This window comes from Pseudomonas sp. QTF5 (assembly GCF_000512695.2).
Taxonomy (GTDB): Bacteria; Pseudomonadota; Gammaproteobacteria; order Pseudomonadales; family Pseudomonadaceae; genus Aquipseudomonas.
Genome location: NZ_AZRW02000024.1, coordinates 1 through 22071, shown reverse-complemented (window position 1 = coordinate 22071; position 22071 = coordinate 1). Strand labels below are relative to the sequence as shown.

Sequence of the window (22071 nt, the reverse complement as noted above, 5' to 3'; positions counted from 1 at the left end):
GATTACCGTTATGGACGGTCGTCGACTTCCGTCTCGACCGCCGCAACAGGAATCAGGTCCTCGCTGCTCAGGTTCAGCCAGATCAGCACCACGTTCGCGATGTAGATCGACGAGTAAGTACCCGCCAGAACACCGATGAACAGGGCAATGGAGAAGCCGAACAGGTTGTCGCCACCGAAGAACAACAGGGCCGCGATCGCCAGCAAAGTGGAGATCGACGTCGCCATGGTCCGCAACAGGGTTTGCGTGGTCGAGATGTTGATGTTCTCGATCAGGCTGGCCTTGCGCAGTACCCGGAAGTTCTCACGAACCCGGTCGAATACCACGATGGTGTCGTTGAGCGAGTAACCGATGATCGCCAGCACTGCCGCCAGTACCGTCAGGTCGAAGGTGATCTGGAAGAACGACAGGATACCGATGGTCACGATCACGTCGTGAATCAGCGAAACGATCGCACCGACTGCAAACTTCCACTGAAAGCGGAAAGCCAGGTAGATCAAAATGCCGCCCAGCGCCATCAGCATGCCGAGGCCGCCCTGGTCGCGCAGCTCTTCACCGACCTGAGGGCCAACGAATTCGACGCGCTTGACCACCGCAGGGTTGTCGCCACCGACCTTCTGCAAGGCCTCGGCCACTTGGTGACCCAACTGCGGATCTTCACCTGGCATACGCACCAGCAAATCGGTAGTCGCACCGAAGCTCTGTACGATCGCCTCGTGATAACCCGACGTAACCAGCTGCTCACGCACCTTGGTGACGTCGGCCGGACGTTCGTAGGTCAGCTCGATGAGCGTACCGCCGGTGAAGTCCAGCCCCCAGTTCATGCCCTTGGTGGCGACGCTGAACAGAGCCAGAACCGTAAGGAACAATGTGACGCCGAACGCAACGTTGCGAACGCCCATGAAGTTGATTGTACGTAACATGGCAGCCCCTTAAATCCACAACTTCTTGAAGTCACGACCGCCGAAGATCAGGTTGACCATCGCGCGGGTCACCATGATGGCCGTGAACATCGAGGTAAAGATCCCGAGGGACATGGTCACAGCGAACCCCTTGACCGGGCCGGTGCCCATGGCAAAGAGAATCCCGCCTACCAACAAGGTTGTCAGGTTGGCGTCGAGAATCGCGGTGAATGCCCGGCCGAAGCCTTCGTTGATTGCCCGCTGCACCGTCATGCCAGCCGCAATCTCTTCACGTATCCGCGAGAAGATCAGCACGTTGGCGTCGACCGCCATACCCATGGTCAACACGATACCGGCGATACCCGGCAGGGTCAGCGTTGCACCCAGCAGCGACATCAAGGCCAGCAGCATCACCATGTTCACCGTCAGCGCGACGGTGGCGATGAGGCCGAAGAAGCGGTAGATGGCCATGATGAACAGCGAGACAAACAGCATTCCCCACAGCGATGCATCGATACCTTTGGTGATGTTGTCGGCACCCAGGCTTGGGCCGATGGTACGTTCTTCAGCAAAGTACATCGGTGCCGCCAGACCACCGGCACGCAGCAGCAGCGCCAGTTCGGACGATTCGCCCTGGCCGTTCAGGCCAGTGATGCGGAACTGGGCACCCAGTGGCGACTGGATGGTCGCCAGGCTGATGATCTTCTTCTCTTCTTTGAACGTTTGAACCGGTACGTCTTTCTCGACGCCGTTGACCACTTGCTTGATGTAAGTGGTGACAGGACGTTGTTCGATGAAGATCACCGCCATGCTGCGACCGACGTTGTTGCGAGTCGCACGACTCATCAGCTCGCCACCGTGGCCATCCAGACGGATGTTCACTTCTGGCGTGCCTTGCTCGCCGAAGCCAGCCTTGGCGTCAGTCACCTGGTCACCGGTGATGATCAGGCCACGCTCGATCAGCGCCGCAGGACGATTGCCTTCACGGAACTCGAATGACTCGGAAGTGGCTTTCGAAGCGCCAGGCTCAGCCGCCAGACGGAACTCAAGGTTGGCCGTCTTGCCGAGGATACGCTTGGCTTCTGCAGTGTCTTGCACGCCCGGCAGCTCAACCACGATGCGGTTGGCGCCTTGGCGCTGAACGATAGGTTCGGCAACACCCAGCTCGTTGACGCGGTTACGTACCGTGGTCAAGTTCTGCTTGATGGAGTATTCGCGGATTTCCGCCAGCTTGGCCGGGGTCATCGCCAGACGCAGTACCGGTTGGCCATTGAGGTCGGCCGGAACAATGTCGAAATCGTTGAAGTTCTTGCGAATCAGCACACGGGCCTGTTCGCGGGCTGCTTCATCAGTGAAACCCAGCTGAATGGCACCGCCCAGTTGCGGCAGGCTGCGATAGCGCAGTTTCTCTTTACGCAACAGGCTCTTGACGTCGCCTTCGTAGACTTTCAGGCGTGCGTCGAGGGCTTTGTCCATGTCCACTTCCAGCAGGAAGTGCACACCACCGGACAAGTCCAGACCCAGCTTCATCGGGTGCGCGCCAAGGCTGCGCAGCCATTGCGGGGTGGTTTGTGCCAGGTTCAGTGCAACGACGTAGTCATCACCCAATGCCTTGCGCACGACGTCTTTGGCTGGCAGCTGATCTTCAGCCTTGGTCAGACGGATCAGACCGCCCTTGCCGCCCGCAGCCAGGGTGGCCGCTTTGACGTTGATCCCGGAGTCCTTGAGCGCGGTGCTCACACGATCCAGATCAGCCTGAGTGACCTGCAGCGCCGTGCTGGCACCGCTGACCTGAATGGCCGGATCATCAGGATAAAGATTGGGAGCGGAATAAATCAGACCGATCGCCAGCACCGCCAGGATCAGAATGTATTTCCACAGAGGGTATTTGTTCAGCATCACGCCGCCCGCTTATGACGCGGGGCGCCTTGCGCGCCCCGTCGATTGAGTAGAAGTTGAAACTTAGATCGCTTTGAGCGTGCCTTTTGGCAGCGTGGCGGCGATGGCGCCTTTCTGGAACTTCATTTCGACGGTGTCGGAGACTTCCAGAACAACGAAGTCATCGGACACTTTGGTGATCTTGCCGGCGATACCACCGGTGGTCACAACTTCGTCACCTTTTTGCAGGCTGCCCAGCAGGTTCTTCTGCTCTTTGGCGCGCTTGGCCTGTGGACGCCAGATCATCAGGTAGAAGATGACCAGGAAACCGACCAGGAAAATCCACTCAAAGCCGCCGCCCATTGGGCCTGCCGCAGGTGCAGCAGCGTCAGCCATGGCATTAGAGATAAAAAAGCTCATTTAGCACTCCAGTTGCAAATGTTGAATCTTGGGGTCAGAAAACTCAGTCCAAAGGCGGAACAGGTAACCCGCGTTTGGCGTAGAAGGCATCGACAAAGGCGGCCAATGTACCCTGTTGAATAGCCTCGCGCAAACCAGCCATAAGCACCTGGTAATGGCGCAAATTGTGGATGGTATTCAACATGCTACCCAGCATTTCGCCACACTTGTCCAGATGGTGCAGATAAGCACGGGAGAAGTTCTGGCAGGTGTAGCAGTCGCAAGTCGGATCCAGCGGCGAATCATCATGGCGATGGAACGCGTTACGGATCTTCAGCACGCCTGTATCAATGAACAGATGCCCATTGCGGGCATTACGGGTTGGCATCACGCAATCGAACATGTCCACACCGCGGCGCACACCCTCAACCAGATCTTCCGGTTTGCCAACGCCCATAAGGTAACGAGGTTTGTCAGCCGGCATCTGGCCCGGCAGATAATCCAGCACCTTGATCATTTCATGCTTGGGCTCGCCCACCGACAAGCCGCCAATGGCCAGGCCATCGAAACCGATCTGGTCGAGGCCTTCCAGGGAACGCATGCGCAAATCCTGGTGCATGCCGCCCTGCACGATGCCGAACAGCGCCGCCGTGTTGTCGCCATGCGCTTCTTTCGAACGCTTGGCCCAACGCAACGACAGTTCCATGGAAATGCGCGCGACGTCTTCGTCAGCCGGGTATGGCGTGCATTCGTCGAAAATCATCACGATGTCCGAGCCCAAGTCACGCTGGACCTGCATCGACTCTTCCGGCCCCATGAACACTTTGGCGCCATCCACCGGAGAGGCGAAGGTCACACCCTCCTCCTTGATCTTGCGCATCGCGCCGAGGCTGAACACCTGAAAACCGCCGGAGTCGGTAAGAATCGGGCCTTTCCACTGCATGAAATCGTGCAGGTCGCCGTGCTTCTTGATCACTTCAGTGCCGGGACGCAGCCACAAGTGGAAGGTGTTGCCCAGAATGATTTCCGCGCCGGTCGCGGTGATATCCCGCGGCAGCATGCCCTTCACGGTGCCGTACGTACCGACCGGCATGAACGCCGGGGTCTCGACGGTACCGCGCGGGAAGGTCAAACGACCGCGACGAGCCTTGCCGTCAGTAGCAAGCAACTCAAACGACATACGACTTTGGCGACTCATTCTTTGTCCTCAGGGCCACGTGGCGCGGGATTACGGGTGATAAACATCGCATCACCGTAGCTGAAAAAGCGGTATTCATGCTCGACGGCGGCTTTATAAGCGGCCATGGCTTCGGGATAACCGGCGAACGCCGAAACCAGCATCAATAGCGTGGATTCGGGCAAATGGAAGTTGGTGACCAGGGCATCGACCACATGAAACGGCCGGCCCGGGTAGATAAAGATGTCGGTGTCGCCACTGAACCGCTTGAGCACACCATCGCGCGCGGCGCTTTCCAGTGAACGCACGCTGGTGGTCCCCACGGCCACCACACGACCACCGCGAGCACGGCAGGCGGCAACGGCATCGACCACGTCCTGACCGACTTCCAGCCATTCGCTGTGCATGTGGTGGTCTTCAATCTTCTCGACCCGCACCGGCTGGAACGTGCCCGCACCGACGTGCAAAGTCACGAACGCGGTCTCGACGCCCTTGGCGGCAATCGCCTCCATCAGCGGCTGATCGAAATGCAGCCCCGCCGTCGGCGCCGCCACCGCGCCCAAACGCTCGGCGTACACCGTCTGATAACGCTCGCGGTCCGAGCCCTCATCCGGGCGGTCTATATAAGGAGGCAACGGCATGTGCCCGACGCGATCGAGCAGCGGCAACACCTCTTCGGCAAACCCCAGTTCGAACAACGCGTCATGACGCGCCAGCATCTCGGCTTCGCCACCGCCGTCGATCAGGATCTTCGAACCCGGTTTCGGCGACTTGCTGGAACGCACATGCGCCAGCACGCGATGACTGTCGAGCACCCGCTCCACCAGAATTTCCAGCTTGCCGCCGGAAGCCTTCTGGCCAAACAGCCGCGCCGGAATCACCCGGGTATTGTTGAACACCATCAAATCGCCGGGGCGCAAATGCTCCAGCAAATCAGTGAATTGACGGTGTGCCAGGGCGCCGCTGACCCCGTCCAGGGTCAACAGGCGACTACCGCGACGCTCGGCCAAAGGATGGCGAGCAATCAGCGAATCAGGGAGCTCAAAGGTAAAGTCAGCAACGCGCATGATGGGGTTCGTCTAGCAGGGCCGGGAAGTCTAGCGGAAATATCAAAAATTCTCCATGTACCTGATTGACCGACGGTTATCTCATCTCTATACTTCGCCGCCATTGAGCCCTGATGGCGGAATTGGTAGACGCGGCGGATTCAAAATCCGTTTTCGCAAGAAGTGGGAGTTCGAGTCTCCCTCGGGGCACCATATAGCAGTATCTGAAAGTCTCTACCAGACTCTCAGACCCAGAGAAACCGGCCACTTGAGCCGGTTTTTTTGTGCCTATCTATCCACCCCTGTCTCCCCCTATACGTTGTATCCCTGTATCCCTGCTTGTATCCTGAGAAAAATACCGAACTTTGGGATACAAGGATGAAGCGCGCAGACATCAAGCGCCGCCCTCTCGCTGACACGACACTTGCGGGATTGGAGCCGGAATCAAAGGAATACCGGGAGCTGGATGGAAACGGCCTCTACTTCAGGGTCAAACCTGATGGTGGTAAATCCTGGCAGCTCCGTTACAAACGTCCGGCGGGCAATTGGGCTTGGATGGGGCTAGGGGGTTACCCGGAAGTAAGTGGTGCCTTGGCACGGGACAAAGCTGCCGAACTGCGCAAAGTAGTGAGTAGTGGTGCCGATCCCCTCGAACAAAAGCGATCTGCGAAAGCTGCAATCGATGCGGCTAAAACTCGAACCTTCCAAGCAGCTGCCGACGCTTGGCTCAAGGCGAAAGAAGAAAAGGGTCTTGCCCCTTCTACCCTCAATAAGATCCGGACGTACCTCGACAAGGACATCCTCCCAGCACTGGGGGACAAACCCCTCGACGAGATTTCCCGCACAGATTGTGCAGAACTCCAAGCATCCATAGAAGCTAGAGACGCTCACAACGTAGCGGAAAAATGTCGCACTTGGATCAACCAGATCTTCGGTCGAGCCATTGGATTAGGCTTAACCGAAAACGACCCAGGGAGCCGCCTTCGCGATATCGCAGCCCAAGCACCAAAGACTCAACAGCATCCACATTTGCTAGAACCAGAACTCGGCGACTTTCTGACCGCACTGAAGAACACCCCCAGCAGACTGACGGCCCGAACAGCAGCATGGCTTTGCATATGGACGGCATCGAGACCGGGAATGGTTCGCTTAGCTGAATGGAAAGAGTTCGACCTTGATAAAGCGATCTGGACGACACCTGCCGCTAAGATGAAGATGCGTAGGGATTTTGTGTGCCCACTCCCTAAGCAGGCGCTATCCGTTCTCAAAGAACTCCAGTGCCTCACCGGGCGCAGTCGATGGCTGTTCCCCGGAGTCGGCGCTAAGAACCCGACCATTAGTGAAAACACCATCAACAAAGTCTTTGCGACAGTTGGTTACAAGGGCCGCTTGGTTGGTCATGGCACTCGCCATACTGCTAGCACTTTGCTCAGGGAACACGGTTGGCCGAAAGAACATGTCGAAGCGCAGCTTGCTCATAAAGAAGAGGGAATCTCTGGGGTGTACAACAAGGCTCAATACCTTGAGCACCGAGTGAAGATGATGCAGTGGTACGCGGATCACCTCGATGCGCTTGCAAGCGGAAAGGTTATCAAGGGACAGTTTGGAAAAGCGGTATGAGTAAGCCCATCCACTCCCCCTCGAAAATCCATGTTACGAGTGTTACTCGTGTAACGCCTCACGCTAAACGCCCAGATTCATTGGCTTTCACAGCTGTTACACGTTTGCGTGACCTTCCGTACACCCGATGTAACGCCGCCCTAGCGTGTAACGCCAGACTCAGCCCACGGTTGCTGCGGGCTAACGTTCGGTACGAGTGGCTACTGCGCGATTCTCGCTGGTTACGCCTGCAAAACGGAGGGCGTGGGATCGAGCGTTACACGCTGAGAGACCTTGGCGATGATTGATCACCAACCCACTTTGCATTCAGCGCTAACCGCTGGACTGATCAAGTATCTCTCGGCGCAACCGCTCTACGAGTTCTGCCATGAGCAACTCGCTGACGTGTGTTACTTGATCGATCAGTGCTGCCTGCGTATTCAGACCGGCGGCATCGACAGCGATCTCAGCAGCATGTGCATCAAGACGACGATGCATGAAGAGACGATTTTTCAATATGCCTCAACCGACAATAGAGCACGTCTCGCGCATTGGGTTCGCCAATACAGCAACTGTTACTCGGCTTCGGAGCACGAGGCGCATGCTGCCTACATCATGGCCTGTGCTGTAAAAGCGCTGGGAACTTTAGCCGACTGGATGCGTGCCGCCGATCAAGAGGCTTGGTCACATACTTCTGAACCACCGACTGACTGGCCATGGGATCTCTATTGCCAGTTCGTAGAGATGCAGGTCGACCCGGACGAGCGCATCCAGGCTCTCGATCAGTATGTCCTTCACCTAGAGCCCATTACTTCCCTGCCCTGCTTGATCAATGACGAGCTGACGCCCGTCGCTGATCGTGCGATCAAGAATGCCATCCGCAGCAAAGGAGGCATCATCAGCGGCATGGAGCGCGGCATGGACATCAGTGCCCGCGACGCGGCAATCGTTAAACAAGGTCGCTATTATTTGGCGAAAGGCATGCCTGAACGGAACGTCAAAACGGCCGTGCACGCCTGGCTGGAACGTGAAGTTGCTAAACCACCCAAACAGCGCCCCGAGTGGATCGCCCTCGAAACCGAAAAGGCGCTGACACGCAAAAGCGTGGAAACCATCCTCAAACGCAATTTCGTGCTGTAACTGAAATTTCAATTGGAAGTGAACTGCTCACCGCTGACCTACCCCTAGATCATTGCTCTCAGTCCTAACCTGTCGAGAGCAAGACCTATGAAAGCCTCTGTCACCGAACTTCCCCGCCTTATCTCTGCAACCTCTAACGCACTGTTCGATGCATCTTCGACTTTGATCCGCATGCCCGAAGTTGAGGGCATCGTGGGCATGAAGCGTTCCACCATCTACAAGCTCATGCAGCGTCCCGACTGCGGCTTTCCGCAGCCCGTCAAACTGAGCAATAGCACTGCTCGCGGCGCACCTGTCGCTTGGGTTCTGTCCGAAGTCCAGGCATGGGCACGCAGCCGCATCGAGGCGCGCGATCAGGTGGCCGCATGAGCCGCAAGATCGCCAGTAATGCGTTGATGCATCCCTTTTCCGTGCTACGCCGGATCGGCTTTTCACACCGTCTCATGCAGCGTCTTGAGCGCTACCGCAGCCAGCAGGACAAACAAGGTCGCGTTGTCAGCGTACTCAGCTGGGCCGACGGTACTTGGTGCGCCCTCTCCCTCCACTGCGAAAAGATCGGTGCCGTGATCGTCGACGAAGGTCAGCAAACGCAAGCCTACGAAGACGCCCACTCCATGCTCAGCGGCGGATTTCTGCCCCTGCTCTCCCTGCGCTGGGAAGCCCATGCCTGAAACGAAAACGCCTCCGGGGGCAATCCGGAGGCGTTGAGGTAAATCTACATGCACGAACAATTTATGCCGCACCTGAAAAATCCGCAAGCCATCAGCGCAGTTGCACTTTCGAAAAACGGACGTTACTCTCTGGCCGTCGCTGCAAAATCAGCGACCGGGTTTAGCGGCCCGAGTACATACAGGCGCACAGGCGCCCCCATACCGATTGCTGGCGCTTTTTTTGTGCCCGCATTCCTGCTTTATGGTGGCTGTGCGTGGGAGACCTTCGGGTCTGCCGGGGTCCTGTATGCCCGGTCCGCTAACCCGCGCACAGCTGCCACCCCAATTCGTTTAGCGGCGAACTGTGGCAGCTCCTCACATACAGGAGTTACGCCAGATGAAACACGCCCTCAATCCGTCCAAAATTCGCGCCGCTGCCCATCGTGCAATGGCTCTCGCCGCTTTACACGCCAATTCCAGCCTCGCAACACGCCTCGCCCGCTACAACACTCACATGGCCAAAGCCCGCGTACTCGAATCCGCAGGCGGTGCCCAATGAACAACGCACTGAGTTTTGCCCTGCCCGAAGATCTGCTGTGCGTCAGCACGAACGCGGAAGCCGGTGTGCCCATCGACGCCATCACCTGTGCCATTAATCGCGCCGACTCGGTGCTGACCCTGCTTGAAGATCACTTCGACAGCGAGTCGCCCCGCCTTGCAAACCACGTCATTGCCGCCGTTCTTTGGGATGTGCGCGGCACGCTCGGCCTGATCAAGACCCTCGCCTTGCACGGTGACACCACCTCGATTCCTGCGGCGCAGAAAGGCGGTGCGCTATGACCATTTCCACCACCCTTGGCCACGCCACATTTTCCCGCGTCAACGCTTCCGACCTGAAGCTGTTTCGGGTGAACGCCGGTGTCCCAGTCGAAGATGCGCTGGAGATGGTTTCTCAACTGCAGCACCACGCTAACCAGCTCAACCTCGACGCCGCCATGAGCGACCACGGCGAGCGTTTCAGTTGGCCCGCCCTGTACTTGGGTGAGATGGCCAAAGCCCTGATCGACGACATCAACGACGCGCTGTTTTTGCCGAGGGTCGACACATGAGCCAACGACCGAACAGCACCGCGAAACGTCCGAGCTTTGCAGACGTAAAAGCCGCCGCGCTAAAAGACATTGATCGCGTCCTGTCGCACTGGCTGCCTAACGGCAAGCGCGTAGACGGCGGCAAGGAATACACCGCCCCGAATCCTACCCGCAGCGATAAACGCGCCGGTTCGCTCAAGATCAGTTTGAGCAAGGGCACCTGGGCCGACTTCGCCACCAGCGATAAGGGCGGCGATCTGATTGATCTGGTGCGCTATCTGGACGGAGGCACCGACGTCGAGGCCTGTACCAAACTGGCAGACCTGCTGAACGTCTCGCCCGGCGCCGCCCAGGCGAAGCCAGCCCCCGGCAAGACTAAAGCACATGAATGGATTGCCATTCAGCCGATCCCGGCCGAGGCCATGAACAAGTGTCCGGCCAAGCACCGGCAACACGGCGCGCCCTCTAAAGTGTGGATCTACCGTGATGCACTGGGTCAGCCCCTCATGGCGCTCTACCGCTTCGACCTCGGCCCGGAAGACGACGGCAAACCGAAGAAGGTATTTGCGCCGCTGACGTGGTGTCAGCGCTCCGATGGCCAAACCACACAATGGCGCTGGCAGGGTCTGCCAGATCCGCGTCCACTGCTGCGCCTTGATGAACTGGCACTGCGCGCTGACGCACCGGTTGCCCTGTGCGAAGGCGAAAAAGCCGCCGACGCCGCCGCTGAACTGCTGCCGGATTACGTAGCCACCTGCTGGCCGAACGGCTCCAACTCCTGGCACAAAGCCGACCTGACACCGCTTAAAGGTCGCGACGTGCTGTTGTGGCCAGACAACGATGTCAGCGGCAAAGCGTGCATGGAAGCTATCGCCGACAAACTGCGTGAGATCGGTGCCGCCTCGGTTCGGGTCATCGCGCTGGATGTGTTCAAACGTAAGCCCATGCTGAAGAACGATCGCGCCGCCTTCGCCAAAGGTGGTCAATGGAACGACGGTGACGATGCGGCCGATGCGCTCGCCAAAGGCTGGACAGCTGCTCACTTCACTGAGTTGGAAAGCAGCGGTGAGCTATTCGGTTTGCCCGTGGAAAAGCCGACGATTGAGCAAACCGAAGACAAGCCGGAGCCAAAGACAAAAACAGCGGCCAAGCGCCCTGCAAAATCAAAGAATGACCTCATGCCCGGTGGCTTCCGTCTAACGCCCGAAGGGGTGTTTTATGCCGGCGACGACGGCGAGGCGCGCCCAGTGTGTTCGTCTCTGGAAATACTCGCCCGCACTCGCGACGACAAAGGCCAGAACTGGGGTCTGCTGGTCGAATTCGACGATCCAGACGGCGCCAAAAAACGGTGGAACATCCCGGCGCGCACCATGACCGGCGACTTCGGTAAGGACGTGCTCGGCCCATTGGTGGACATGGGGCTGCGCCTCGCTGGAAGCCGTTCGGGACGCAATGCACGCAATGACCTGCAAAGCTATCTCGGGGGTTTCGACAGTGCGCAACGGGCGCGGCTGGTGACCCGCTTGGGTTGGCACGACAGCGCCTTTCTGCTGCCCGAGCAACAGGTCGGCGCACACAGCGAACACCTACACTTCTACGAGGCCGGTGCGCAGCTTCCACCGATCAGCGAAGCAGGCACCTTGGAGCAATGGCAAGAACAGATCGGCGCGTTGTGCGTCGGCAACCATCGCTTGGCGTTTGTCGTCGGCGTGGCCTTTGCTGGCCCGCTGTTGCACATGCTTGGCCATGAGTCGGGCGGCTTTCACTTGTACGGCGACAGTTCGGGCGGTAAGACCACACACCTGCAAGTTGCCGCCTCGATCTACGGCGGACCGCGCTTGGTGCGTTCGTGGCGCTCCACCGATAACGCGCTGGAGTCCATCGCTGCAGCTCATTCGGACGGCCTCCTGGTGCTAGATGAAATCGGCATGTGCGATCCGCGCATCATTGGCGAGACGGTGTACATGCTCGGCAACGGCACCGGCAAGGCACGCGCCAATGACCGAGGCCAAGCGGGCCGACAGGTACAGGAGTGGCGTCTGCTGTTTCTCTCCACTGGCGAGAAGACACTGGCTCAGCACATGGCCGAGGCCAACAAGGAGCTGAAAGCGGGCATGGAGGTACGCATGCTCGCGGTTCCGGCCGATGCGAGCAAAGGCCTCGGTATGTTCGACGCGCTCAACGGTTTCGAGGATGCCGCGGCGCTGTCCGATGCGCTCAAAGCGCGGGTAGCGAAGTACTACGGCACACCGCTTACAGCCTTCCTGACGGCATTGTGCGAACCCGGCAAGCGTCACGGTTGGTCTGCCATCCTGCGCCGCACATTGGAAGGGTTTATCGCCCAGTCACTACCGGCATCGGCCAGCGGGCAGGCGCACCGTGCAGCTGCTCGCTTCGGCCTCGCGGCCGCAGCTGGCGAACTAGCCACCGCGATGGGCATCACCGGCTGGCCCGATGGAACCGCCACTACCGCTGCTCGCGTGTGCCTAAACGCATGGATGAACGAGCGTGGCGGCGCCGGTAACTTCGAGGGCGATGCGATCTTGGCGCGGCTGCGCCAGGTCATCGAGCGCTTCGGCGAAAGCCGCTTCACCCGCTGGGAATCGGCGGCGGCGAAGATCGACGAGCACGGCCCGCGCACCATCGACCGCCTCGGCTTTCGCAAGACGCTGGAGCACGGCATGGGCGACTCCCTGCACACCACGAACACCTATTACGTGTTGCCCGAGGCATGGCGCTCGGAGATCTTCCGGGGCATGAACATCAATGCGGTTAACAAGGAGCTGCTGCAGCGCGGCGTTCTTGAGCCGGGAAGTGATGGCAAAGCGTCGAGTCTGGTCCGGTTGCCCGGCCTCGGCCCGCAACGCTGCTACATCGTGAAGACGGTTCCGGGAACGGATGAGAGCGAGGCTCGGGCTGCCTGACAGCATCCCTTCTGATCGAGGTAGCGCCGGCTCATTCCCGGCCTCGCCAGCCGCTCAACTAACCCATAATCGAATTGCACAGAGACAAAACAGATGAACGAAATCCAAGAACTGAAAGACCTCCGCACAAAAAAAATCCTCGAGAAGGAGACACTTCAGCGCGAGTTGGCTCCCTATGCGGATGCGCTAGAAAACTATGAGGTCATGCAAAGTCTGGAAAGCAACCTGCGATATGAACTCACCGATAAAAAAAGAGAACTCGGCTACCGTGATCGGGACATCCAAACACTGGATAGAAAGATCCATCGTCGAAAAAACCTGGCAGATCATCACAGTTTGATGGCAGGCCACATCGAAGCCATGACTACTTGGAAAAACGACGAAGAAGAACTCAAGCAAAAACGTAATAGCATCAGTACTCGCCTGGAGCAGGTCCGCCTGCAGGCCCAGGAAGATATGACAAAAGCCCGACAGGCTGAGACAGAGGCTGCAACAGCTTATGCGCAGGCGGTTGCCTGGGGTGATGAAGAAGGCGAGAAAGCCGCCAATGCCGATGCGCAAAAGGCCGCAAAACATCTCACCACGGCGACTGAGCATCATCGTCGACAACAACTGATTATCACAGCGCTTGAGCAAGAGCTCGTCACTATCGATAAGCACATCACCGAAGCTCAGAGCGAACGCGCGAAGATTGAAGATCAAGCGGCAGATCTGGCAAACACAGTGCTTGAGGAAAAGTGGAATGAGGCCGCAAAAGCGCTACTCGATGTAGGCGGTAAGCTATGGGCAGTTCGTCGCCTAATCGACCGTGACCCTGTGGCGCTGTACAAGCTGGATATTCCGGAACAGGGCGAGAACTTTAGAAGCTGGACTTGTAGTGATCTTTCTGACCGCTCAAATCAGTATAGCCTGCAAGACGTCCTAGCGATGTAACAGCCATCTCCCCCGAAACAGCCTCAGGGTAGGCTGTTTCGGGCATCCAAGAGGCCTAGCCATGAACACTACAATCCATAGCAAAGTCGGCACATCCGAAACCCTGAAAGCGAGAAAAGCTCATTTGAGCGGGCTCCTCAACCTTGTAAAGCCAAGGACAGGTAAAACTACTAAAACAGAGACTCTTACGATTGCAGCAATCGATGCAGAGATGAGCCTCATAGAACAACAGCTAAAAAAACGGGGTTAATGCTAAAGCGGAAGCTCTCTAGGCTTCCGCTTTAGCCTGACTTTCAAGTCTCGGCCAACAGCCCTACCAACCCCTTCAATGAACATCTTCATGCCCTCATAAACTCTTCAAAAGCTCCGTATTTGGCCGATTGAAGACCTTTGCGACTGACCTCAATCGGCCATTAGCGGACGTTGAGCTAGTTCTCCTTTCGAACCATAACAGCCAGCCACAGCGACTACCGAATCAGGAGATCGCATCATGGAAGCCAGCACGGTTGAAGCTTGTCGGATGAGTGTATAGACAACTACACGCCAGCGAAGCAAGACGTTAATCACCCAAATCTGAGAAATGAAAAGGCAAAAATGCTGCTGACATGTCGAGACTTGGTGGCCCGGTGATTATTATCAACTAGGGCGGCACAGGGCCCTTTTGCTGTACAGGAAGGGAGATTGTGTCTAATCGTCTTTCAACTTATCTGAAGCCAAAACTGATTGTTACGTGCTTACGCCGAGAGGTAATCGTCTACAGATTTAACGGTACTGTAGCCGAACTCAAAAGCTGCCATCATCACCGCATGCACCTGAGCGGCAGGTACAGCCACGCCCCGGAAAGTAAGATCCGATGTGGCGCATGCATCATGCAGTACAGTAACCGGACACCCCATGTCCACCGCTGCACGCACCACGGCGTCGATGCACATGTGACTCATCGCGCCTATGACCACAATCTCCTGGATATCAGCGGCGTCCAACTGCTGCTTCAGATCAGTTTCCCTGAAAGCGTTAATGTGTTTTTTTACGATTACAGGTTCATTACCTTGTGGAGCTACATCTGCTTGAATTTCCGCACCGGTGGATCCCTTCGCAAAGATTGGAGCTCCTTCTTCGGACTCATGCCGTATGTGGAAAATAGGAAATCCTGAATTGCGCGCGTGTCTGATCACCCGGATTGCGTTCTCTACAGCGGCGTCAATACCGGTCAAAGGCATATTGCCCGTGGGTAGGTATTCGTTTTGCAAGTCAACTACAACGAGACCTCGCTTCATAAATAATCTCCAGTCATATTTTGAACGTGATGTTATCGAGGCCGAGCGTTTACCGGCAGATAAGCCAGCGTCCCCTGCGGCCCCTTTAATCAGAACTCCAGCGAAGTGCCGTCTTCCGGAATATCGACTCGGCTTTCGATGCCATGCTTCTTGACGTAGGTGTGCAGCTCTTCACGGGTCAATGACATGTGGTTGATTGCGTCCATATGCACTGCAACAATTTTCGCGTCTTTCGCAGCCTTTGAGGCGCGCAAGACGTCTTCCTCACCCATGATGATCGACCCCTTGTACCCAGTCATCATTGCCTTTCCGGCGTTGAGTACGATGACTTCAGGATGAAATTTCTCAATAGTCTGGTCGACCTCTTTACGCCAGACAGTGTCGCCAGCAAGGTAAAGGGTCTTGTAGCCCTGCGCTTGGAAGACCACGCCCATAGCTTCGCCTAGCGGTTTCGCAAGGGCTGGCACGGCATACATTTCGTCTGTGCCATGTTGACCACCAGTCTTGGTGATCTTGACGCCGCCAAATTCAGCCTCATCAGTCAGTACGTGCACATTCTTGAAACCCTGGGAGCGAATCAGCTGCGCATCTTCTTCATGTTGAGCGAACAGAGGGATGTCTTTTGGCAGTGCTTTCTGAGCCGCATCGTCCCAGTGGTCAAGGTGGGTATGGGTGACGATGACGGCGTCGACACCAGAGATCACTTTTTCGGGCGACTCGGTCAGATCAACCAATGGATTGCGCAAGTTGCTACGGTAGGTGTTTTCAAATCCAGGGTAGGCACCCTTTTTTGCCAGCATTGGATCGATTAGAAACGTCGTACCGCCATAGGTGATTTTTACCGTTGCGTTGCGAACTTGCTGTAAGTCCACCTTATGAGAAGCGGCAGATACCTTAGGGTCGTTTGTCCCTGCGAACGCTGATGTGCTTGCTGCCGCGCAGGCCATGCTGAGTACAAGGGGGAGAATTCTGAATTTCATGTGATTCATCCTGTTGATACATTGATGACTCCATTCTTGCTGAATGCTTTTATGCTCAACAGTGGCCTGAATGACATATTTCGATATAATCGGGCCATCGAGTCGTCATCCCTTAATTGGACTGGCCGCATATCCCGTTCCCCTAAACAATCGAAGGCATGAGTGGTTGTCCATGATTTACTAGGGATACATCTGATCCAAGACGAGGCTGCCTGATGCAAACCATACGCGTCGCTGTCCTAGCTTTTAATGGAGTGAGCCTGTTCCATCTTTCTGTCCCCGGAGTGGTTCTGGGAACAGCTCAATCCGCGCCTGGTGAACCTCAATACGACGTCAGTTACTGCGCAGAGTCGCCGGGTATGGTGAGTAGCGATCAAGGGATTGGTCTGGAGGTCACTCATGGCTTGGAACTGATGGAGGCATCCGACGTAATTGTCATTCCGGCATGGGGCGATCAATCGGTCGTCGCATCTGCACAGTTGGTGAAGGCGCTCCAGCTCGCCAATGCCCAAGGCAAGCTCATAGTGGGATTATGTTTAGGCTCATTCGTCCTCGGAGATGCCGGGTTACTTGATGGCAAGGAAGCAACCACTCACTGGGCCGCCAGAGAGGAGTTCGCGCGACGTTTCCCTGAGGTTCGCTTCAGGCCCGAAGTGCTCTACGTCAACGATGGCAATATCACGACCTCTGCGGGAACCGTGGCGGCAATCGATTGCTGCCTGCATCTGATACGCCAGCGGCTAGGTGCTGATGTGGCGAATCGCACCGCGAAGATGCTGGTGACACCGCCGCATAGGCAGGGAGGCCAAGCTCAATACGTTGAGCATCCTGTGCCGGAGCTTTCTAGCGAGACTCATTTGTCTGATGTACTTGCGTGGGCCCGCATAAACCTGGCCGGTAATTTGTCGCTCGACGTCCTTGCAGACATGGCAAAAATGAATAGGCGGACCTTTACTCGTCGATTCAAGGAGGCCACCGGTACTACCGTGTCCAAATGGTTAAACGCCGAACGAGTTGTGAGAGCACAGGAGCTACTAGAAACGACTGAACTACCGATTGAATGCATCGCGGGTGAAGTAGGTTTTGGAACTTCTCTATCTTTAAGACAACAATTTGGCGCTCAACTAGGTACAACTCCATCTGACTATCGGAAGATGTTTTGTCTCGGAATGAATCAAAAAAACTTAACGAAAGGGTGACAGCGTTTGTCGAACTCGCATGTTGGATCTCACTCCATAGGCGCCGAGATGAAAGCATGCTGAACCTGACAAGTTGATCTTCAGGCGAAAATCATATTTTGAGCAGCTGGTCCTGCAATTCGGCTCCAGGCTACCTGAGCCGAACGTCTGCTTATGGCCGGTTGCTGCCTGTCGCGAAGGACTGCAATCGAAAACGACCTGACAGTTATGGTTTTACCGCGCCGCCGCTGTTTTCAATTGCCATGGTTTAAAACTCAACCACAGCAACATTCCCGGTACCTGCAACGCAATCATCACTCCCAGCGACCACTGATAAGCCTCCACCGGATGTCCTTGCCCGGTTGCTGGCCACAGGTTCAAAATCTCCCCCATCAACCATTGCAAGACGAACGCCAGCACGAACACCACCAGGTTGAACGACGAGCTGACCCGCCCGGCCAGCTCAGGCGATACCGACTGAGCTACGATTGCGTAGTTCATCGTGGTGGAGGTACCGAAGAAGCTGAAACCCATCGCAATCAGCAGCGGCGATACCGGTAGTCCGCTGATCATCAGTGATTGAAATACGATGAATATCGAAACCCCGGCGCCGCACACCATGATCGGCTGCACGCCAAAGCGCCGCAGGTAGTCGGTGATCGATCCGAAGGCCAGCGAGCCTGCCACCATCGCCACGGTGCCCCAGAGCAAGGTATTGGCCATGTTGGACTCGCTCAACCGGGCGACATCGCGTAGCCACGGTCCCATCCACAGCGACAGCACCGACATGTAGATCGCATGGGCAAACACCGAGTACAACGTCAGTCGCCAGAATATCCACGAGGAGTAAAGCGTCCCCACGGCCTTGGACATTTCGGCGAGCGTGGTGGGTTTGGGTTTGTAGGTACGCGGCACGCTGAGATGAATGACAACGCAGACGAACAAGGTCAGCAGCGCCAGAATCAGAAATGCTTCACGCCATGAAATCCACTTGAGCAGTTCATGCAACGGTGTGGTGGACGCCATGGCGCCCAGACCGCCTACCGATAACAGGCACGCCGTACTCAGCGGCAGGCGCTCAACCGGCAGCCAGATGGCGCACGCCTTGATCGCACTCATCAGCGAACCGGCAACACCCAGGCCGATCAGACCGCGACCAATGATCAGACCCAGTTCAGTATGGGAGAAGCTGAAAATCAGCGAGCCCAATACAGCGAACAGCAGCATGGGTGCCTGCACGCTGCGCGGACCGTAGCGGTCGAGCATGACGCCGAGCGGAATCTGCGCCGCGGCGAAGGTCAGAAAGTACACGCCGGTCAGGAGGCCCAGGCTGCTGGCGGGCAGGTGCAGTTCCCGTTCCAGGTCCACATAGATCAAGGCGTTGACCGTGCGAAACAGGTACGACACGAAATGACCGAGGCCAAAGGGGATAAATATGGTCAAAAACAGGTACAAGAACGTGTGCTTGATTTCCTGATCGGCCTTGGCGCAAGAGCCTGTATTCTCATTACTCATGCCGCAAGAGCCTCGAAAAACCTGGAAGGAGCGGGCGATAGTAGGGCGGTCAAAGGGAGAACGTTAGATACAGATTGACTAACAAAACGTCATACAACGGTCGCAGCACTGGGTATGCGCTTCCTGGGAATATGTTGCGACTTCAGCGTGAGCAATGGCTTGTTCCAATAGCGCACCTAAACACTCTGACGCAGTCAACCACGGGCATTATGGATGACCGCTTTTGGCCGATTGCTACCTGTCACCACTGGCTGCAATCGACCCAAAGCTGACGGAGCCAGCCACTGGTACGTACTTGGACGCAAGCGTATTGTTCAATGCGCTTTATCTCCCTTGCGAACTTTCCGCTAATCGCCGAACCCACCGCTTGGGCCAAACCATAATAAGTAAACGTTCATCAGCCAGATCAGTCCGGCGTATGACGGTGCTGGATCTGACGGATTCGCTCGCGAGTTTCCTCGTTGGCGCCGGGGCCTGCACTCAGGCCAATGTAGGCCAGCTCCAGCGGGGTGCCCTGATCATCCTGAAAGCACAGCGGTGCCAGCGGCACGCGGGTCTGGCGGTTGACCAGCACCACGGGTGGGCCTTCGGCCTGCGGATACCAACGGTCGCCCCATTGCAGCAGGCTGACGATGATGGCCAGCACCTCACGGCCCTTGGCTGTGAGGTGGTAATCAACGCTGCTGCCCTGGCTGCGCTTTTCCAGAATGTCGTGCTCCAGCAGCAGCTTCAGGCGCTTCGACAGAATGCTCTTGGACATGCCGAGATGGCGCTGGAAGTCATCGAATTTGCGGGTACCCCACAGTGCCTCGCGGATGATCAGTACGTTCCACCAGTCGCCTAGTACATCTAGGGCTCGGGCGATCGAGCAATTGCGGTCTTCGAAACTCACTCTTTCCATGGGGCTGTCCTGACGGTCGGATGATTCCAGCGGCAAGGCGTTAAAGGCCTTGACAGGTTCTATCATGAAACTTACTGTCGATCTCAGGTTTCATAATGGAACCAAGCGCCATGAACGTCAAACCCAAGGAGCGATCAACATGAGCCCAATACTGTCTGTGAGTCTGGCGGCCGCTATCGCTGTCAGTGTTGTGTTTCCCGTCCAAGCGGCGCAACCGCACTGTCTGACCACCGAAATCGAGCCCGAACTGATCAACAGCAGCCTGGCGCTTAGCGTTGGCCAGTGTCACCTCGAAGCCGCAGCAGCCGATCCGGCGCAGGCACTGATCCATGCCCAGTATGCCTACAGCTGGTTTGTCCAAGCCGAGCAGTTGGAGGCCGGCAGTGCGGCCAGCAAACTCATGCGGGCCCACCAGACGCTGGATGAGATTGAGCATCAGGGCCGCACGCCAGCGCTGACCGCGCAAGTCAGCGGGCATTGACCTTACCCGGCATCGGCGTAGGTCGAGGCTGCAGCCGCATTTTTTTCAATAAACCAAAGTCGCAACAAGGAACAATCGATGAGTACCGAGCAGAACATGTCCTGCGCCCAAGTAGGTGAGCCGCAGCAGTGGATGAACCACCTGTTTGCGCATCCCCGGCTACCGAGACCGATGAAGGGCAAGCATTTCCTCAAAGAGGTGCTGGGGCTGAGCGGGATGGAAATCTCCATCAACTCGCTGCCTGCTGGAGTCACCATGCCGTTCACACATGCCCACAGGCTCAACGAGGAGGTGTATTTCTTTCTAGGCGGTGAGGGTGAGTTCTGTGTGGATGACTGCATCGTGCCGGTAGGGCCGGGGTCGGTGATTCGAGTGGCACCGGAAGGACGGCGCTGTTGGCGCAATACCGGCGAGGTGCCGTTGAATTACCTAGTGATTCAGGCCCGTAACGGCAGCATGGTCGGGGATTCCATTGAAGATGGCCTGCCTATACCCGGCACTCCATGGCAGTAACGGATTCGCTGAGGCCCTCAACACGTGGATCTCTGGTAGAAAGGGGGCCGCGGTTGGGGTCGGACGGCAAGGCGTCAGAGCCCAAATAAGGAGGAGTTAGCGGTTGCTTCTGGCCGGATCGCGACGGCTACAGTGCGTCGCGCCAGCAGCTAAACTGAAGCGCCCCAGGTTTTGTAGGCAGCCCGAATGACTGCTTCTGGCCGATTGCCGTCTGTGGCGAAGGGCAGCAACCCAAAGCGGACATCTACACTCTCTGATTGAATAAGCTATCGCCCACTGCACGATACTCGGACTTGAACGAATGACAGACAATCCTTTTCGTATTCCAACAGATGCTGAAATTGCTGACGCAGAGAGCAGGCTCAATTTTCGATTTCCCGATCAATATATCCGGTTCCTGAAAGGTGGCAGCGATGTCGCAAACGCCGCATTTGAACCAGCGGTGATTTTGGGGGGATGCATCCATCTGGATATCTTTGAAATTACCGAAACCGCCTGGGCCCAGGGTGTGCCCCGGGATTGGTTGCCTTTCATTGAAGATAACAGCGACTACTTCTGCATATCGGAGGCTGGTGTTGTTCGATACTGGTCACACAACGGAAGTACAGACGAAAGTTGGCCAACCTTTGCCGCCTGGTTCGAACAGGTCTGCATAGCCCTTGAGTAGTGTCTGTACGAGATCTGCAATCCATACCCAGCGTCCGCTTTTGGCCCAGAGTGTGTAAAAACGCTTCACCAAAATTGAAGTGTCCGCGTCTACGTCAAATCTGAAATTTATCGGCACGTCAGCAGATGTGGATTTTGCGTAGAAGCGCGATTTTCGGTCCGGTTTTGAGTACCTGTCGCGCTCAAAAACGTTTTTACACAGCCTCGGCCGATTGCTGCCTTTGGCCAACGGCAGCTTTGGGGTCGATAGAAACCAATCCAAGACGCAATTATATGTAACACCTACAGCCCTTGTAACACTTGCCTCTGAGTATGATCCACAGCGGTGTAACAAATAAAAAAATGAGTAAAATCAATACACTAGCCTGAAACGTAACACGCGTAACACCCGTAACACAGCATTTGAGAGAACATCCCCTAGCCCCCCTAAGCGATGACTCCTCCAGCGACAGGAGCTAGGGCATTTCTCCGTGCTTCGAAAAGTGGTGGGGGACCCTGCGAAGCTTCTTGAGGCACGGGGCAGGAAACCCGCGTGATCGTGTTAGCGGAAAAGTGCACAGCTTAGTGAACTGCTGTTCACCTGTGCATTTGCCCTATCGCTTGGTAGCTCGCCGGGGACCCTGGGCATTTCGAATGGGTACGGGGCAAAGAACCCGCGCGTTCGTGTTAGCGGCTGGATTTTTTAAGTTGGTTGACAGGTTGACGGAGTTGACTCGGTTGACCAACGCCAAGCGTGCGTTATCAGCAACACAAAGGGGCATGAGAGTGTCAGATTTTTTGTGTGCGGGCCGGTAACGGCCTGCCGTCAGGCAGGCCTTCATTTC

23 protein-coding genes and 1 tRNA gene are annotated in these 22071 nt (G+C 56.6%); 15 read left to right on the top strand and 9 right to left on the bottom strand.

Annotation, left to right across the window (positions count from 1 at the left end):
- Positions 1-8 precede the first annotated feature (8 nt).
- From secF to queA, 5 genes are all read right to left on the bottom strand, one after another.
- Complete coding sequence (gene secF, locus IC37_RS18605) at positions 9-923, bottom strand: protein translocase subunit SecF (RefSeq protein ID WP_030131135.1); 915 nt, start codon at positions 921-923, stop codon at positions 9-11.
- A 9-nt stretch (positions 924-932) separates the two neighbouring features.
- Positions 933-2801 carry a protein translocase subunit SecD gene (gene secD / locus IC37_RS18600; protein WP_030131134.1) on the bottom strand — a complete coding sequence of 623 codons (1869 nt, stop codon included), beginning with the start codon at positions 2799-2801 and terminating at the stop codon, positions 933-935.
- A 63-nt stretch (positions 2802-2864) separates the two neighbouring features.
- Entirely contained in the window at positions 2865-3200 is a 336-nt protein-coding gene (gene yajC / locus IC37_RS18595) for a preprotein translocase subunit YajC (protein WP_008014002.1), read from the bottom strand.
- A gap of 43 nt (positions 3201-3243) precedes the next feature.
- The gene (gene tgt / locus IC37_RS18590; protein WP_170219133.1) at positions 3244-4359 is read right to left on the bottom strand and encodes a tRNA guanosine(34) transglycosylase Tgt; all 1116 of its coding nucleotides are present in this window, start codon (positions 4357-4359) and stop codon (positions 3244-3246) included.
- A gap of 14 nt (positions 4360-4373) precedes the next feature.
- The gene (queA, locus tag IC37_RS18585; RefSeq protein WP_030131132.1) at positions 4374-5423 is read right to left on the bottom strand and encodes a tRNA preQ1(34) S-adenosylmethionine ribosyltransferase-isomerase QueA; all 1050 of its coding nucleotides are present in this window, start codon (positions 5421-5423) and stop codon (positions 4374-4376) included.
- Between the two features lie 107 nt (positions 5424-5530).
- On the opposite strand from queA, the gene IC37_RS18580 reads away from it, so the two are divergent.
- From IC37_RS18580 to IC37_RS18535, 11 genes are all read left to right on the top strand, one after another.
- Positions 5531-5615, top strand: a tRNA-Leu gene (locus IC37_RS18580).
- Positions 5616-5780: 165 nt separating this feature from the next.
- On the top strand, positions 5781-7022 hold the full coding sequence (locus IC37_RS18575) for a tyrosine-type recombinase/integrase (protein ID WP_030131131.1): 1242 nt from the start codon (positions 5781-5783) through the stop codon (positions 7020-7022).
- A 279-nt stretch (positions 7023-7301) separates the two neighbouring features.
- The gene (locus IC37_RS30595) at positions 7302-8141 is read left to right on the top strand and encodes a hypothetical protein (RefSeq protein WP_256580761.1); all 840 of its coding nucleotides are present in this window, start codon (positions 7302-7304) and stop codon (positions 8139-8141) included.
- Between the two features lie 87 nt (positions 8142-8228).
- Entirely contained in the window at positions 8229-8510 is a 282-nt protein-coding gene (locus IC37_RS18565) for an AlpA family transcriptional regulator (protein ID WP_030131129.1), read from the top strand.
- Positions 8507-8812 carry a hypothetical protein gene (locus IC37_RS18560; protein ID WP_030131128.1) on the top strand — a complete coding sequence of 102 codons (306 nt, stop codon included), beginning with the start codon at positions 8507-8509 and terminating at the stop codon, positions 8810-8812. Before IC37_RS18565 ends, IC37_RS18560 begins: the two co-directional genes overlap by 4 nt.
- Positions 8813-9188: 376 nt before the next feature.
- A complete protein-coding gene (locus tag IC37_RS30120; RefSeq protein WP_177409415.1) occupies positions 9189-9350 on the top strand; it encodes a hypothetical protein in 162 nt (53 codons plus the stop codon).
- Positions 9347-9631 (top strand): hypothetical protein, encoded by a 285-nt coding sequence (locus IC37_RS18555; RefSeq protein WP_030131127.1) that lies wholly within the window; start codon positions 9347-9349, stop codon positions 9629-9631. Before IC37_RS30120 ends, IC37_RS18555 begins: the two co-directional genes overlap by 4 nt.
- Positions 9628-9900, top strand: a complete 273-nt coding sequence (locus IC37_RS18550; RefSeq protein ID WP_030131126.1) for a DUF3077 domain-containing protein — start codon at positions 9628-9630, stop codon at positions 9898-9900. Before IC37_RS18555 ends, IC37_RS18550 begins: the two co-directional genes overlap by 4 nt.
- Positions 9897-12803 carry a DUF927 domain-containing protein gene (locus IC37_RS18545; protein WP_030131125.1) on the top strand — a complete coding sequence of 969 codons (2907 nt, stop codon included), beginning with the start codon at positions 9897-9899 and terminating at the stop codon, positions 12801-12803. Before IC37_RS18550 ends, IC37_RS18545 begins: the two co-directional genes overlap by 4 nt.
- Before the next feature lie 93 nt (positions 12804-12896).
- Positions 12897-13736 (top strand): hypothetical protein, encoded by an 840-nt coding sequence (locus tag IC37_RS18540; protein WP_030131124.1) that lies wholly within the window; start codon positions 12897-12899, stop codon positions 13734-13736.
- Positions 13737-13797: 61 nt separating this feature from the next.
- A complete protein-coding gene (locus IC37_RS18535) occupies positions 13798-13986 on the top strand; it encodes a hypothetical protein (RefSeq protein ID WP_030131123.1) in 189 nt (62 codons plus the stop codon).
- 484 nt (positions 13987-14470) lie between these two features.
- Here IC37_RS18535 and IC37_RS18530 read toward each other — a convergent pair whose 3' ends face one another.
- Positions 14471-15013, bottom strand: a complete 543-nt coding sequence (locus IC37_RS18530) for a cysteine hydrolase family protein (RefSeq protein ID WP_030131122.1) — start codon at positions 15011-15013, stop codon at positions 14471-14473.
- Between the two features lie 89 nt (positions 15014-15102).
- Positions 15103-15993: an MBL fold metallo-hydrolase gene (locus tag IC37_RS18525; protein ID WP_030131121.1), complete on the bottom strand. Its 891-nt coding sequence runs from the start codon at positions 15991-15993 to the stop codon at positions 15103-15105.
- A 215-nt stretch (positions 15994-16208) separates the two neighbouring features.
- On the opposite strand from IC37_RS18525, the gene IC37_RS18520 reads away from it, so the two are divergent.
- On the top strand, positions 16209-17192 hold the full coding sequence (locus IC37_RS18520; protein ID WP_030131120.1) for a GlxA family transcriptional regulator: 984 nt from the start codon (positions 16209-16211) through the stop codon (positions 17190-17192).
- A 213-nt stretch (positions 17193-17405) separates the two neighbouring features.
- Here the strand turns inward: IC37_RS18520 and IC37_RS18515 are convergent, their stop codons facing one another.
- Both IC37_RS18515 and IC37_RS18510 read right to left on the bottom strand, forming a co-directional pair.
- Entirely contained in the window at positions 17406-18686 is a 1281-nt protein-coding gene (locus IC37_RS18515; RefSeq protein ID WP_030131119.1) for an MFS transporter, read from the bottom strand.
- A 406-nt stretch (positions 18687-19092) separates the two neighbouring features.
- Positions 19093-19653 (bottom strand): helix-turn-helix domain-containing protein, encoded by a 561-nt coding sequence (locus IC37_RS18510; protein ID WP_256580760.1) that lies wholly within the window; start codon positions 19651-19653, stop codon positions 19093-19095.
- Between the two features lie 73 nt (positions 19654-19726).
- Between IC37_RS18510 and IC37_RS18505 the strand changes: the two genes are divergently transcribed.
- From IC37_RS18505 to IC37_RS18495, 3 genes are all read left to right on the top strand, one after another.
- Positions 19727-20068 carry a hypothetical protein gene (locus tag IC37_RS18505; RefSeq protein ID WP_051414850.1) on the top strand — a complete coding sequence of 114 codons (342 nt, stop codon included), beginning with the start codon at positions 19727-19729 and terminating at the stop codon, positions 20066-20068.
- Between the two features lie 78 nt (positions 20069-20146).
- Entirely contained in the window at positions 20147-20581 is a 435-nt protein-coding gene (locus IC37_RS18500) for a cupin domain-containing protein (protein WP_033864928.1), read from the top strand.
- A 301-nt stretch (positions 20582-20882) separates the two neighbouring features.
- The gene (locus IC37_RS18495; RefSeq protein WP_030131115.1) at positions 20883-21248 is read left to right on the top strand and encodes an SMI1/KNR4 family protein; all 366 of its coding nucleotides are present in this window, start codon (positions 20883-20885) and stop codon (positions 21246-21248) included.
- Positions 21249-22071 lie beyond the last annotated feature (823 nt).